Origin of the sequence: Terrisporobacter glycolicus ATCC 14880 = DSM 1288, from assembly GCF_036812735.1 — a bacterium.
In the GTDB taxonomy this organism is placed as follows: domain Bacteria; phylum Bacillota; class Clostridia; order Peptostreptococcales; family Peptostreptococcaceae; genus Terrisporobacter; species Terrisporobacter glycolicus.
Window position 1 is genome coordinate 2048194 of record NZ_CP117523.1, and the last position, 15840, is coordinate 2064033.

General features: G+C 26.2%; 15 protein-coding genes. 4 read left to right on the top strand and 11 right to left on the bottom strand.

The annotated features are described in order from the left end of the window. Positions 1-9: 9 nt before the first annotated feature. The 9 genes from TEGL_RS10150 to TEGL_RS10190 all read right to left on the bottom strand — a co-directional run bounded on the left by TEGL_RS10150 (position 10) and on the right by TEGL_RS10190 (position 10283). Complete coding sequence (locus TEGL_RS10150) at positions 10-1500, bottom strand: phytoene desaturase family protein (protein WP_018590865.1); 1491 nt, start codon at positions 1498-1500, stop codon at positions 10-12. 122 nt (positions 1501-1622) lie between these two features. Continuing rightward, a complete protein-coding gene (locus TEGL_RS10155; RefSeq protein WP_018590864.1) occupies positions 1623-3197 on the bottom strand; it encodes a nitrite/sulfite reductase in 1575 nt (524 codons plus the stop codon). 66 nt (positions 3198-3263) lie between these two features. After that, entirely contained in the window at positions 3264-4100 is an 837-nt protein-coding gene (locus TEGL_RS10160) for a sulfurtransferase (protein WP_018590863.1), read from the bottom strand. A 114-nt stretch (positions 4101-4214) separates the two neighbouring features. After that, positions 4215-4421 (bottom strand): small, acid-soluble spore protein, alpha/beta type, encoded by a 207-nt coding sequence (locus tag TEGL_RS10165; RefSeq protein WP_018590862.1) that lies wholly within the window; start codon positions 4419-4421, stop codon positions 4215-4217. A 26-nt stretch (positions 4422-4447) separates the two neighbouring features. Further along, positions 4448-4657: a zinc ribbon domain-containing protein gene (locus tag TEGL_RS10170; RefSeq protein ID WP_018590861.1), complete on the bottom strand. Its 210-nt coding sequence runs from the start codon at positions 4655-4657 to the stop codon at positions 4448-4450. Between the two features lie 46 nt (positions 4658-4703). Next, a complete protein-coding gene (locus TEGL_RS10175) occupies positions 4704-6059 on the bottom strand; it encodes an MATE family efflux transporter (RefSeq protein WP_018590860.1) in 1356 nt (451 codons plus the stop codon). Between the two features lie 190 nt (positions 6060-6249). Next, positions 6250-6552 (bottom strand): hypothetical protein, encoded by a 303-nt coding sequence (locus TEGL_RS10180; protein WP_018590859.1) that lies wholly within the window; start codon positions 6550-6552, stop codon positions 6250-6252. Positions 6553-6603: 51 nt separating this feature from the next. Continuing rightward, positions 6604-9000: a PAS domain-containing sensor histidine kinase gene (locus tag TEGL_RS10185; protein WP_018590858.1), complete on the bottom strand. Its 2397-nt coding sequence runs from the start codon at positions 8998-9000 to the stop codon at positions 6604-6606. 308 nt (positions 9001-9308) lie between these two features. Continuing rightward, positions 9309-10283, bottom strand: coding sequence for a GH25 family lysozyme (locus TEGL_RS10190; protein ID WP_018590857.1), 975 nt, complete (start codon positions 10281-10283; stop codon positions 9309-9311). A 573-nt stretch (positions 10284-10856) separates the two neighbouring features. Between TEGL_RS10190 and TEGL_RS10195 the strand changes: the two genes are divergently transcribed. The 3 genes from TEGL_RS10195 to TEGL_RS10205 all read left to right on the top strand — a co-directional run bounded on the left by TEGL_RS10195 (position 10857) and on the right by TEGL_RS10205 (position 13115). Then, positions 10857-11354 (top strand): spore coat protein, encoded by a 498-nt coding sequence (locus tag TEGL_RS10195; protein WP_018590856.1) that lies wholly within the window; start codon positions 10857-10859, stop codon positions 11352-11354. Positions 11355-11484: 130 nt separating this feature from the next. Then, positions 11485-12087 carry a GNAT family N-acetyltransferase gene (locus TEGL_RS10200; protein WP_018590855.1) on the top strand — a complete coding sequence of 201 codons (603 nt, stop codon included), beginning with the start codon at positions 11485-11487 and terminating at the stop codon, positions 12085-12087. A gap of 68 nt (positions 12088-12155) precedes the next feature. After that, complete coding sequence (locus TEGL_RS10205; RefSeq protein WP_018590854.1) at positions 12156-13115, top strand: DNA-processing protein DprA; 960 nt, start codon at positions 12156-12158, stop codon at positions 13113-13115. 138 nt (positions 13116-13253) lie between these two features. On the opposite strand, the gene TEGL_RS10210 is transcribed toward TEGL_RS10205, so the two are convergent. Next, positions 13254-13427: a hypothetical protein gene (locus TEGL_RS10210; RefSeq protein ID WP_018590853.1), complete on the bottom strand. Its 174-nt coding sequence runs from the start codon at positions 13425-13427 to the stop codon at positions 13254-13256. Between the two features lie 373 nt (positions 13428-13800). Further along, on the bottom strand, positions 13801-14622 hold the full coding sequence (locus tag TEGL_RS10215) for a hypothetical protein (RefSeq protein WP_018590852.1): 822 nt from the start codon (positions 14620-14622) through the stop codon (positions 13801-13803). Between the two features lie 267 nt (positions 14623-14889). On the opposite strand from TEGL_RS10215, the gene TEGL_RS10220 reads away from it, so the two are divergent. Further along, complete coding sequence (locus tag TEGL_RS10220; protein WP_018590851.1) at positions 14890-15804, top strand: patatin-like phospholipase family protein; 915 nt, start codon at positions 14890-14892, stop codon at positions 15802-15804. Positions 15805-15840: the final 36 nt, after the last annotated feature.

A 15840-nucleotide genomic window follows, 5' to 3' on the forward strand; every position in this document is an offset into this window, starting at 1 on the left:
GCAAAACACTTATTTTTTATTATTTTCAATAATTTCACATAATACTTTACTACCATCTATAACTACTGAGGCACCGTTTCCAGGATGCGTTGAAGAACCTATAAAATATAAACCGTTTACTTTTTTTGATTTAAGATGAGGTCTAAAATACGCACTCTGACTTATTTTGTGACTTATACCAAAAGAATTTCCATAATATAAATTGTACTTATCACAAAGATCAAAAGGTGTTAAGTAATTTTCATAAATGATATGATCTTCTATATTTTCTAATCCCTTAATATTTTTTAGATTTTTAAAAATATATTTTTTTAATATTTTAATTTGATCATTATTATAATTAATATTGGTAAATGACAAATTAGGTACACGAATCATAATATTCATTGAAGAGTTATTATTAGCTTTAAAAGATTCATCAACTGCACTAGGATAATAGATATATAATGAAGGGTCACAAGGGATATGTCCCTTAAAAGGTCCTTCTATACTATTTTTAAAATCCTTACTTATATAAATATTATGAACATTTAAGTTATGGTAAATTTTATCTAATCCTAAATATAAAATAAAAACAGAACAGGAGTAATCAATATTACTTAAATTCTTTTTTTTGTATTTGCTATCTAAAAACTCATCATTTATTAAATTTTTAATTGCATAGGGATAATCTGCATTACAAACTATTAAATCGCAACTTAATATTTTATCTTTTGTTTTTACGGCTTTTACTTCATTGTTTTCTATTACTATATTTTTAACTTCACAGTTTGTTGTTATTTGTCCGCCTAACTCTATAAATAGCTTTTCTAAAGCCTTTATATATGAATATATTCCTCCATCTATATACCAAATGCCATATAAGTGGGATATAGTTGGTATTAAGGTGTAAATATTCGAATTTGCATAAGGGTTTACTCCTATGTACATTGATGTAAATATTAAATAGTTTTTCAACTTTTTATTACGTATTAACTTATTAAGATAATTGTTTGTTGATGACAAAGGGCTAATTTTACACATGCTTTTTATAAATGGTAAATTAACAATCTCTTTTAGATTTATCATAGGTTGATTTAGTATCTTGTCTTTACTAATAAAGTATTTTTCATAAGATTTTGATAAAAAATTGTAAAAATCAGTAGATAGTCCCTTTTCTAGACTTTCTAGTTCATTAATCATTTTATTAGTATCACTATAAAAATCACAACATGTTTTATCATCATAAAATACTTTGTAAATAGGATCTAGTTTATACATTTTAAAGTAGTCTTCATAATTTTTTTCCACATCTTTAAATAAATCTGTATAAATTTTAGGAGTCATTATAATAGATGCAGTCATGTCAAATTTAAAATTTTTATTTTCCAATATATTTACTTTACCACCAATTTTTTTGTTTTTTTCCAATAAGATTACTTTATACCCTTTATATAGAAGTCTTATTCCACTACATAATCCTCCTATTCCTCCTCCAATAATAATTGTATTTTTATTCATTTTCATCCTCTTTCATAATAATCTTATATTTTTAAAATTATATTTATATTATGCACTTTATACTTAAATAAATTAAGAAAATCAAAAAAAACTGATACAAATCATGTACCAGTTTTTTTATATTAAATATTGTATTTCGAAGTTATTTTTTCTATTTCATTTTCATTGGCTGCGTAGTATGCGTAAAAGTTCATTTGGCTATTTGCTACTTTTTCTCCAATTTCAAATAACATTTTAGGTATTTCATCTGCTTTAAAATCTCCCAATGATTTACCTAGTCTTGTTTTTTTATATTCAAAATCACCGTCTACAAATATTTCAAAGGAGTCACACATTTGTCCATCAACTTTTTTCTTTTTACCAGTAAGTCCTATAGCACCTATTTGATGTACACCACAAGAGTTCATACAACCTGATATATATATTCTTGGCATAGCATTAAGTATGGTATTATCTCCCTTAGAATTTTCTTTAAAGTAGTCAATAATTTCATGTAACATCTTTTGACTGTTTTGAATACCCATTTGACATCTTGGAACACCAATACATGAAATACTTTTTTCTATACTAGTGCATCCACTAAAGTTTTTACTAATTTGTAGTAAATTCTCTGCTTCTTTTCCATCAAGATTTATAATAAATATTCCTTCTGTCATAGCAAGTCTAATTGATGCGTGTTTGCAACTATCTAAAGTATTTAATAATTTATTTAAATCATCAAGTTTTAATTGTCCTCCAATTGGATGAATGTAGACACTATAGTATCCCTTTTGTTTTTGTGGGAATAATCTACAGTCTTTAACATTTGTTTCAAATCCACCATCAGTAGGATATTCTATATTTTCTAGTTGTATATCAAGATTATTGTTTTCTTTTTCTTTTGCTACATACTCTTTGAATTTTTTAATAAATTCTTCTTCTCCAAGTCTATAAACCATATATCTAACTCTTGCCTTATGCTTGTTAATATAATCCCCTTCATCCATAAATAGTTTAGTTAAACCTTCAACATAATATAATACATCTTTTGGTTCAATTAGTTCATCTAATTCTAGACCAACATTTGGATTTTTTCCAAGCCCTCCACCAACAAAAACTTTGAAGTATGGTTTATTATCTTTTATTACAGCCAAAAATCCTAAATCTTGTACTGTAGTATGTGCAGCGTCCATTGGACAAGATGAATAAGATACTTTAAGCTTTCTTGGTAGATGATAAGTAGTTATTTTACTCATAAAGTGATTGTCTGTTGCTACTGCATAAGGTGTAACATCAAATGCTTCGTCTGGGTCCACTCCAGAAAGTGGTGATAATCCAACGTTTCTTGGAAAGTTTCCTCCACCACCGCGAGTAAATATATTGTTTTTTATGGCTTCTTCCATAATGTTGCAAATTCCATCTACATCTAAGTCATGTAGTTGAACTGCTTGTCTAGTTGTAAAATGTATTCCATCAAGATTATATCGTTTTGCAAATTCATATACCTTATGTAGTTGAGATATAGTTACAACTCCACTTGAAAATCTAAGTCTTATCATGAAGGATTTCTGATCTCTCTGAGCATATACTCCATATCCGCCTGAAATTCCTTTATAATCCATCTTAGTAAGGTCACCACTTAAAAGTTTTAAACATTGCTCTTTAAAATTAGGTATCTCACTAAGAAATATTTCTTTAGTTTTTTCTAAATTATGCATAGTTATCACCTCTGTAAAAATATATTTCTATATATATTGTTTACAAAAGTGATAAATCTATTTATTTTATATAGTATCTACTTTATTTTCTTCGTAGCTTACCCAGTCACTAAAACTTCCTGAATATAATTTATGGTCAATTTCAGCTTCTGTAAGTGCTAAACTAACAGGACTGGCAGTTATACCAGATCCACAATAAATTATTACTTCATCGTAATTGTTTAACTTAGTGAAAAGTTCTTTTAATTCATCCTTATTTTTCATAGCTAATTCATCATCTTTATTATTTAAAATATTCATCCAGAAATAATTATGAGCACTTGGAATATGACCAGCTTTTTTATCTACTGGTTCAAATTCACCATTGTATCTGCCGTTTTCTCTACAATCTACTATAACAATATTATCCTTGTGTAGTCTTTCTTTTACATACTCCATATTAACTCTCATATTTTCATTTACATTTATATTGAAGTTACCTTTTTTTACTGAACTAGGTTCATTAGTTAATTCCCCTCCAATTTCTTCAAATGCTTTTATTCCACCGTTTAATACATAAGTTTCATTGTGACCTAAGTATTTAAGTATCCACCAAAGTCTTGCAGGGCCTGCTAAGTCACCTTCATCATAAGCTACTACTATAGAATCATTATTAATCCCTTTATTTTCAAAAGTCGTTTTTAACTCTTCTACACTTGGAAGAGGATGTCTTCCTCCGTGTTCTTTTACAGGTGCAGATAATTCAGTTTCAATATCTACTCTTACAGCACCTTTAATATGAGACTTATCATAACTTCTTTTTCCATATTCTTTATCCATTAGTGAAAATCTACAATCTACTATAACTAATTTGTCATTGTTTAAGTTTTCTTTTAACCATTTTGCACTTATCATATTTGACATTTTACTCTCTCCTATAATATATTTCTTTTATAATTTTTAACTATTAATTATTATACTACAATATAATATTTTATTACAATATAAGGAAAAAGACTGCTTTAAAGCAGTCTTTTCTTATTTATTATACCTTTTTAATAGTTCTCTTTCACCCATTTCAACTAGCTTCTTGCTCATTTGGCCTCCTACACGACCACTTAAGCCTATGCTATCAATTGGATTAGAATCATTTTTTATATTAGAATCATTTAATAATTCTTGAGAAATCTCCATTTTCATTTGATTTAATGCTAATTTAGCATTTGGATCAACTGGTTTAGACATAAAAACCTCCTAGAGTTTTTATTATATTATCCCATTAAAAAGTCTAATATATTCCAACCATCAGAAGATGTTCCTTTGTAAAGTTCTGTAAATCCACATTTTTTACAACTTATAGTTACAAACTTTTTATTTTGCACATCAAATATTTTTGCGAAATTTCCTCCTGTAGCTTGAAACTGATCAGATTCAAAAGTTTGATTTCCACATTTTGGGCATACATATTGTTTTTTGTCCATAATTTTCCTCCAATATTATTCATAAAAGTAAAATCATTATAACATATTATTCAGCCCTATTATTATTATTTAAATTTTTAAAAAATTTATATATAAAAGGAATACTTATAATAAAAGTAAGTACATCCGAAATTGGTTGTGTAATTTCTACTCCTTTTAAGTAGAATATTTTAGGTAAAATTATAATTAGTGGAAGAAAGAATATTCCTTGACGACAAGAGGTTAAAAAAGTAGCATGTAAAGATTTACCCACTGCTTGAAATGTCATATTTGAAATAACTCCTAAGGTCATCAGCGGCATTACTAAGCATTGATATCGTAAGGCTCTTGTTCCTATTTCAATAACAGATAAATCTGAAATAAACCATGACATTATTTGTGGAGATAATATATACCCAATAAAAGCTAATCCAGTCATTATTGATGTTCCTATTTTTAAAGTAAATAAGAAAGATTCTTTAACTCTAGTAAAGTTTTTTGCGCCATAATTATATCCGACTACAGGTTGGTAGCCTTGACCATAACCTACTACAACACAAAATATTAGCATAAATACTCTTCCTACAATTGACATGGCAGCCACAGCTGAATCACCATAATTGGCTGCATTAAAATTTAGTGCTACAGTGGCCACACTGGCTAAGCCTTGCCTAAAGAAACTAGGCATTCCATTTTTAAATATAATTAAGTATGTACTTATTTCTTTTGATATTTTATTTATGGAAAACTTAACTATTGTTTTTCCTTTTAAGTAATATGAAAATAATATAATAAAACTTAAAAATTGACTTGTGGCTGTTGCTATGGCAGCACCACTAATACCTAAATTAAAGTGAAATATAAATATTGGATCTAAAATTATATTTATAATGCCTCCAATTCCTATGCCTACCATGGCAAAATTAGCTTTTCCTTCAGCTCTTAACATATTATTCAAAGCAAAAGAGGCTGTCATAAAAGGAGCTGCAAATAATATATATTTTGCATAGTCTACAGCATATGGAAGAATTGTTTCTGTTGAACCTAATAAAATCATCAGTGGTTTTATAAATATATTGCCAAATATTAATAAAGCAAATCCAAATATTAATGAAGTAACAAAACCAGAAGAACCTAATATATCAGCATCTTCCTTGTTTTGTTGACCAAGTTTTCGAGAAATTGTACTTCCAGAACCTATACCTATGGCAAAAGCAACAGCTTGTATAATGGCCATTAGAGAAAATACAATACCTGTAGCTGCTGAAGCACTTGTACCCAGTTGAGAAACAAAATATGTATCCGCCATATTATATAGGGATGTTATTAGCATACTAATTATAGTAGGAACTGCCAAAGATGACACCAATTTGGGTATGGGTGTTTTAGTCATTTTTTCAAATTGCATATCTTTTGAATCCATAAACACTCTCCTGTTAGTAATTTATTTTTAATTTTGTCTTATTTAAAACTATATTAATATTATATCTTACTTAGGAAAAACTTTGTGAATTATAATATCAAGTCAATATTAATTATCTGTTACTAAAATTTTATAAATAAAAAAAGTATAAAAACTAAGGTGTTATCCTTAAATTTTTATACTTTTCAACTTAATAATAAAAATTAAAATCTGCATCAACACAGAAACTTCCTCGACTTAAAAGACCACCAAAGGAAATTGTAATATAGTTCATTTGCGAATCAAGTACTTTATTTATAATTATTTTATATCCATCCACATCATATAAATTATCATCATCACTTGGGTCATCAAGTTCTAAATCAACTTTTGCATCACTAGTCATTGTTATACATCTAGTAAGAATTCTTATGCAAGTTTTATCGCTATTAGCTAAAAGTTTGTCCAATTCTCTTTTAGCTTCATTTGTTATAAGTATATTCATTTCTTCCATGTTGTCTCTCCTTAAAAGCTTTTTCTTTATTTTAACATATTATTATAATTATCAGCAATTATACTCATAAATATCTGAAAATTCCATAGCACATTTTTCAATTTTATTTTTACAATCGCATATTTTTTCCACGTTTACTCTTCCTACATTGACTAAATTAATAGGTAAGGTAATTATAAAATTCGACCCCTTCCCTAATTCACTTTCAACTTCTATATTTCCTTCGTGTAAATTAACTAAGGATTTAACTATGGCAAGGCCTATGCCACTTCCTTCATTATGCCTTGTCAAATTATTATCTACTCTAGTTAGTTTATCAAAGACTCTATCTAAATAGTCTTTTGGAATACCAATACCATGATCTTTCACAGATATTTTCACATTATTCATATTTGATTTTATACTAACTATAATAGGAGCAGTGGTAAAACTATATTTTATTGCATTAGATAAAAGATTTAAAAGGATTCTTTCAATCTCATCTGCGTCGCAGGCCATATTTATTTCTTCACAGTCTGTATCAAAAATAATCTTAATATCATCATTTTCTTCATTTGAAACTACTGCATTACAAACATTTTCTACTAATTCAACTATGTTGTAGTTTTGAAGATTTAATTCGTGATATCCATTTTTTATATATGTAATATCTATTAAGTTATTAACTAATCTAAGTAACCTATTTGAGTTTCTTTTTAAATATTTTATATGTTCATGTAAAGTTTCCAGTTTGTAGGTGTTATTTTCTAAGCTTGTACTAATTAGTTGAATAGTTGACATAATAATATTTATTGGTGTTCTAAACTCATGAGTTATGTTTGATAAAAACTCATCCTTTATTTCTTCTATACACTTAGCTTGTTGAAGTAATAATTTTCTCTTTTCATTGGCGATTCTTTCACTTACGTCTCTACCTGTTGAAAAAAACATATTTTCTTCTCTTAAAATTTTAAAACTCCAATCAATCCACTTATATGTATTGTCACTACATCTAAATCTACTTGTAACAGAACCAAAGTCATGACCTTCATTAAACATTAAGTTAAATACTTGTTCTCTATCATCAGGATATAATATGTCAAAAAAGTTTATACTTTTTACAGTATCATAGCCTAATATATTAAAAATTTGAAAATTATTATATATAGGATTTCCATCTAAATCCCATGTGGCAATCATATCTTCTGATACGTCTATGAATTGCATTAAAGAATTATTGATTTTTTCAACTTTTGCTCTCTCGTCCTTAATATCTTTACATTTTTTCCAGTTAGTTATGTTTATTGATATATATGAACATATGGTTTTAAAATAATTTATAGGAATACATCTGTCTTCATGACCTTTTTTATATGTTAACATGATAAAACCAGAATAATCTTCATCAAGATTCATATTATAAATACCCATTGCTGAGAATTTATCTGGTATACAATTTTTATTTATTAAATCTAAGTCTTTACTATTTCTTAGTTGCTCTAATTGTATCATGCCTTCACCATATGTATGTATAAATTCATATAATTCTTTACCAAAATCCTCATCTTTAAATGTTTCAATCACTTCTCCACTTTGCGCTATTACTCTTAATTTAGAGGACTTTTTATCTAAATATATTACTGAAATACCATCAGATTTTGAGAATTTCATTAATTTTTCTATAGTATATTGAATTAATGATTTATACTCTTTATCCATATCAAAGATACTTATATCACTACTAATTTGAGTTATTTGATTAAGAGCAATTTGCAGTGTATCATTTAGAAATTTTGTAAGAGTTATATCTAGTTTGCAACTTGCAATATATTTTACATTATTACTTTCATCAAATATAGGTCCTAAGGTATTGCTATACCACTTTTTTTCATTTGTAGTAAAATAGACATTTTCATTATTAATTATTTTTTTCTTCTCAATTGATAATTTTTCTTTTTTTTCCATATAGGACCAATCTTCTTTGCAAAAAAAGTCCCGACTTGTTTTCCCTATAATTTCACTTTTTTCACAACCAAGATTGTCTGCAAATTGTTGATTAACATATATATACTCTCCATCAGTATCTTTAATACAACATTCTACCTGTATAACATCTAGTAAACCCTCTAAATCTTTTCTTGTATACTGTTTGTCATAATGAGTTTTACCAGTTATAAAATAAGCATTTTCCCCCTTAAAATCATCTTCTACAATTTCTCCCCATAATGATTGTAGGTTATTATTTTGAGTTTTTACGCAAAAATGAAACTTCTTATTTCCTGGAAGAATATCTATAAGATCATCAATGGGATGAGAGCTAATAGATATTATTTGAAACAAGTTTTTCCCAATTACATATTCTTCACTAACCCCTAATAAGTCTAAAAGAAACTTATTTACAAATAGAATTTCTTTATCTTCGTTTATTGCAATAATAGCATAACGTAAAGAATTTAAAATTTTAATCATATTTTTCCCCTTTTCCTTTACCCATAAAAAGAACAATTTTATTCTTTTTTCATTTGTATATAAATATTTTATAATAGAATCTGTTTGAATTCAAAGTATTTTGTAAGTTAAAAAATACTATTTTTAGATATATAATACCATTTTATGTTTTATTGTTATAAAATGTAAAATGGTATTATAATATGTATTATCACAAACTTTATATAAATGATTTATTTATGATTGAATACATTTATTTTAAAGAATATAGACTTTATTTTTTTAATTTACATGTTAAAAAAAGTACCAGACACCCTGGTACTTTAAATTTAAATGTAAGAAATTATAGATTCATGGGTTTTAATTCCTGCTATTCCATCAATAGTAAGATTTTTCTTTTTTTGATATTTTTCTACGGTTGCTTGCGTATCCTTTCCAAAATATCCATCTACTGCAATATCATAACCTAATTCTTTTAAAGCTTTTTGTAGCCATTTAGTATGTTCTAATTTTTTATCTTTATCTTTTATACTTAATGGATGTATTTCCACAGCTGCTTTTGTTTTAGGTCCAAATATTCCATCTTCAGCTAAATTACAATTATAAGATTCATTTAAAGCATTTTGTAATGATTTAATTAAAATTTTAGATATACTATCTTCCTTATCTTTATTGGTATTATCATTATCACCTTTACTTGAATATTTTTTATAACAATAGTCTAGGTCAGTATCTCCGTCAATTCCAGATACTCTGCCACTTTCGCTATATTGCCACATTACATGAGACTCACTATAAGAGCATCTTGAAGCGTATTGAGCTATCCATAAGTCATAATCTCTTTGAAGGCTTTTGAAAAAATAATTGTTGGAGAAATCTATGTTTGTATAAAGTCCAGGAATATATCCTCCTTTTTCAATTTCCTTTAAAAAAGAATAGGCAAATGCTGTTGCCTTAGTTTTGTTTATACTTACTCCCTGTTTCTTTGCATAACTTACACTATCATATTCAAAATCATAAAAAACAGGATAAGTTATTTTGTCTTTGTAAGGCTTAATTACTTCCATACACTTAACAGCCTCTAATTTAGCTTTTTCCTCACTTATAGCATAGCTAAACCAGTATATACCTATATCAATACCTTCTTCTATAGCACCTTTAATATATTCTTCGAATTTTTCGTCTACAGTAGATGACCCATATCCTGCTCTAATAATAACAAATTTTATACCATCATCTTTTACTTTCTTCCAATTAATATTTCCGTTGTGTTTTGACACATCGATACCTTTAATAGTTGCCATTTAATCACTTCCTTATTATATATATGGAAAAGAATCTACTATTTAGTAGATTCTTTTCATTTTAATGGCCTGTTTATTATATGAATTATTATCTTATGTTATATAGAATTGTAATTTTGAAAGTTCTAGCTTTAATAAGTGATTATCTTATTATCCAGTTAATCATATTTTTGTACTCTTTTAATTATTTAGGATTAAGAAGAGTTTTATAATTTAGTTTTGATTTCTATAATCACTTATAGTCTATATTATTAAGTACAATAAGTTTTTGTTACTATAAACGACAGAATTTTTATTTTAGAAGAATTTCATTATTACATAAAAATCTAATATTTTTTAAAACGTAAAAAGACTAAGTAATATTTTACTTAGCCTTTTCTTACAATATCTTAATTAGAAACCGAGAATATAAATAAAATCAAGAATAAAAAATAAAGGTTTTACATTTTTAATTATAGCCTTATATATTTATTTTATACTCTTAAATAATAAATTTTATAATATAAGTAAATATTATGAAATAAATAGAATAAATTTTGCTAAAATATACAAACTAAAAGTGGAGGTGGTATTATGGTAAATTTAACTACAAAAGAAAGACTTTTACTAGAAGATGAAAAAAGTCATGAAACTTTATGCGTTTCAAAATATAATGATTATTCAAACAGAGCTAAGTGTCAAGAACTAAAACAATTATTTTCTTCTTTGGCTCAAAAAGAACAACAACATTTAGATTCCATTAATCAAATATTAAATGGTACAGTGCCAAATGTTAATTCTGGTAACCAAGGCAGTCAAAATCAACAAAATCAACAAATGCAGCAAAATAGCACACTTTCAATGCCTAATATGGGAAGTAATGTGTCTAGCGCTACATATGATGAAAATGATAAAATGTTATGTCAAGACACTTTATCTACTGAAAAATATGTTTCTGCTACATACAATACGGCTATCTTTGAATTTAAAGATAAAAATATTAGACAAGTTTTAAATCATATTCAAAAAGAAGAACAAGAACATGGAGAACAAATTTATAATTATATGAATCAACATAATATGTATAATTAGACAATTATCTATAAAATCTCGTAATAAAACTATTTTTATTACGAGATTTTTTTATTTTATTCTATTCTTATTGCTTATTCTATTATTTTTAATTACACTTTTATTAAATAATATATAAGAAGGTGTATATATGAATGAATTTGTTATAAGATTTGCCGAGAAAAATGATGCTGAAGCAATTTTAAAAATTTACGCACCTTATGTAATTAGCACATCAATAACATTTGAGTATGCAGTACCTACCATTGATGAAATTCGTAGTAGAATTGAAAAAACGAAAGAAAACTATCCTTATATAGTGTGTGAATTAAATAATCAAGTTATAGGGTATGCATATGCTGATAGAGATATGGTGCGAGATGCTTATAATTGGAATGTGGAGCTTTCTATTTATGTTGACAAGAAATACACACATAGGGGTGTTGGGAGAGGATTATATACTTGTATTTTGCAAATTTTAGCTCACCAAAATATTAAAAATGTTTATTGTACAATAACTAGTCCAAATGATAGTAGTATTAAGCTTCATGAATTCTTTGGGTTTAAAAAACTAGGGCTGTATCCAAATTGTGGTTATAAACTAGGTAAATGGCATGATATTATAATCATGGGTAAAAGTTTAGGTAAACATAAAGAACCTCCAAAACCATTTATAAAGATAAATGATGTGCCCCCCCATACTATAACAGGTATATTAAGCATAGTCTCAACAATAGTTAATAATAGAACTTAATATAAATGAAATTATTTCCTATTAAAAGTTATGTTAATTTGACAAACTAATTTAATAGGAGTGTTATTATGTTAAAAACAGAATTAATTTTAACTTTACTTAATATAAATAGAATTGGCAAAAAAATAATTAATAAATTAATACTTAACCCTGTGCCATCATCTATTGATGCTCTTGAAATTTTTAATTTTATTATTAAAAACCTTCCAAATTATAAATTAAAATTAAACATACAAGATGTAATAATGGCAAAAAATAAAAGTTTAGATATTATTAATTATTGTGAAAAAAATAATATAAAAATAATGACTATTTTGGACGAAGATTTTCCTATAAAACTTAAAGTTATTGAAAATAATCCTGTAATAATATTTTATAAAGGAAATAAGTCCTGTATTATTGAAAATAAATCTGTAGCAATTATAGGAACTCGCCGTCCCACATTAGAAAGCGAAAAAATCACTAGGAATCTTGCTAAAATATTTTCAAATAAAAATTATATAATTGTGAGTGGTTTGGCTCATGGGATAGACTATAATGCGCACATGTCTACGGTAAAAAATTATAATAAAACAGTAGCGGTTTTACCTAGTGGAATTTCAAATATTTATCCATCTGATCATAAGCTTTTATGTGATAAAATACTTTGCAATAATGGATGTATTATTAGTGAGTATTTTCCTCTTGAAAAACCATACAAAAATCATTTTGTGGAAAGAGACCGTTTACAAAGTGCTCTTTCTTTAGGCGTAGTAGTTGTAGAGTGTGATATGAATAGCGGAACAATGCATACTGTAAATTTTGCAAAAAAACAAAATAAAATAATATGTTGTTATAAACACCATAATATGAATTATAGCTGTAGAAGTGGTAACATGAAATTACTAGAAGATAAAAATACAAGAATAATTGATAATAGTTATAATATAAACAAAATAGAAAATTCATTTATATATGAATTAAATGACTTAAATACTAAGGTTCAGCATTCTAAAACGTTAAATGAACAGGTTCTTTTTAAATTTTAACAATTAATCTTATTGTGAATTGTTAAAATTTAGACTACAATTATTAATAAGTAATTTATTAATGGTGCTTGATACAATATTTACTATTTTTAAATTATTTCTCCTTGTATTATTATATTTCTAAAACAGGCTCATAAACTATGAGCCTGTTTTTACTTTTCTTGTTTCCATATCCTTTTCTATTAGATTTTTTACATAAGAACTTATTCCGTATTGATTTTTTATATCTTCCAAAAGATAATTGTATAAAGTTAAATCTCTATAGTTTTCTTTAAAACTAATTGTTACTTTTATACCTTGACTTTTGCTCAAATTTTCACCTTCTTTTATAAAATTTATATAATAATTCTGAAAAATAATTACATATTACTATTTATTCAAATTTTTATAAAAAATAACTTAAAAAAGACCTATAAAGGTCCTTTTTCCTTAATAAATTTTCATTGTTAAAAAAATATAGAAAAAAACACCAAATGCAAAGCGGCACAAGGTGTTAAATTACTATAAATATATTAGAATGTGGGGGATTTCACACATTTTAATATCTGTTCAATAGTTAAAATAACTAGGTTTATATATAATATTCTGTTTCTAATAAATAATTCCTTTTTTATTTTGAATTTTGTTAACCAATTAACTAAAGTATACAGGATTCTTGTCAAAATTATTAAAAATAAGGAATATTTTAATCTAATAGAATTTTACTATCTACAATATTAAGAAATTGCCCTTTCTTTAATTCAACTTCCACTTCATTTAAAAAGTTTTCTTTTTTTATTGGAGATCCTGTTGAAGTTACATCATCATAAATTTCATAAGAAGGATTAGAATAAAGGCCTTGTAATTTGTAAGTACCTGGCTTTATATCAACTCCTACTTTATACATTGAGTTTTCTTGATTTGTATAATTTTTCATATCCAAAGGATTTATTTCTGGTTTAACTAAAATACAGGAACCTAAAAGTATACATTCATTTTCTCTTAGATTAATATATCTGTTTCCTTGGAATGAATTACTTTGAAGCAAATCACCATCATCCATATTTCCATCATATATTTCATACCAACCCTCCTCATCACCATCAGGAGATACTAGCATATATGTACCAGGATCAATATCTATTCCTACATCATAATATCCATCTTCTAATATAAATTCATAAATTTCATCATTATATATAATCCTATCATTAAATTGTAAATCGGCTTCGTTTTCATCTTTGAAAAAGTCATTTATAAAATCTTCAAATTCTTTTCCCATGGAGTTTGCCTTATTTTTTAGATCATTTAAGTCAATTTCAGATAAAAAGTCATTAAATTTAAAGTTTTCAATTGATTTTAAATAAGTTTTATCTGTAGGAATTAATAAGACTATTATTAGAAGTATTAATATTAATTTTAATATGGTATTATTTTTTTGTTCTGTATCACAATGATGACAAGTTGTAGCAACTTTATCAATTTCTTTTTTACAATTCTTACATTTTTTAGTAAAAATCTCCTTCATAATCCACCCCCTTATTGTAATTTTATATTATGTATTTACTTAAAACAATTAATATTTATATTAATAAATATTACAGTTTTGTATTCTTTCACTATGTTAAATATTAATATTATACCCTACTAGGAATTAATATTTAATAATACTCAAAGGTTTATCAAAGAATTTTTAATACTTTCATTATAATATTTATCATCTTTATATGAATCTTCATATTATGTATTGTGCCAAATTATATAGGTACTAGATTAATATTGGTGGTGAATAATAATGTACGCAGATTTAGTGTGCAAAGGTGGAGGTGTAAAAGGAGTAGCCCTTGTGGGTGCTCTTTCATTTTTTGAAGAAGAAGGTTATGTGTGGCAAAGAGCTGCTGGTACATCTGTTGGTGCAATTGTTGCATCCTTGGTGGCTGTTGGATATAGCGCCAGGGAAATAAGAAATATTATGTTTAATTTGGATTACAACAAGTTTGCAGATAAAAATAAATTACAATCTATTCCTTTATTTGGACCCATCACTTCTCTCTTTGTTTCAAAGGGACTACATGCAGGAGATTATATTGAAAACTTTTTAACAGAAAAATTTGAAAGAAAAGGGAAAAAATATTTTAGAGATATTTATGTTAATGGTGAAAGTAAATTAAAAGTTATTGCAACAGATGTTACTCGTCATAAATTAATTACCTTACCTGATGACTTAGTTGAATATAATATAAATCCACTTGATTTTGAAATAGCAAAAGCTGTTAGGATGAGCCTGAGTATACCATTTTTCTTTGAACCTATGATTCTAAATATTGGAAAAAATTCTTGTTATATTGTTGATGGTGGACTTTTAAGCAACTTCCCTATTTGGATTTTTGATGTGGAAAATAAACCAAGGTGGCCTACTTTTGGATTAAATTTATATAATAATGTTCAAAAACCTAGTAATAATCCAAATGGATTTATTCCTTATTTAATAGATGTCATAGAAACAAGTCTCGTCACAAGTGAAGAAGTCTATTTTAAAGATTGTGATGCAGTTAGAATTGTAAACATTCCAACCTTAGGAATTAATACTGTAGATTTTAATATATCTAATGAACAAATAAAAGCTTTATATAAATCCGGATACTTCTCAGCTAAATCATTTTTAGAAAATTGGGATTTTAATACTTACCTTAAATATTATCGTTCATAAATCATATTTTGTAACTCTTTTTTAAAGCTCATCATA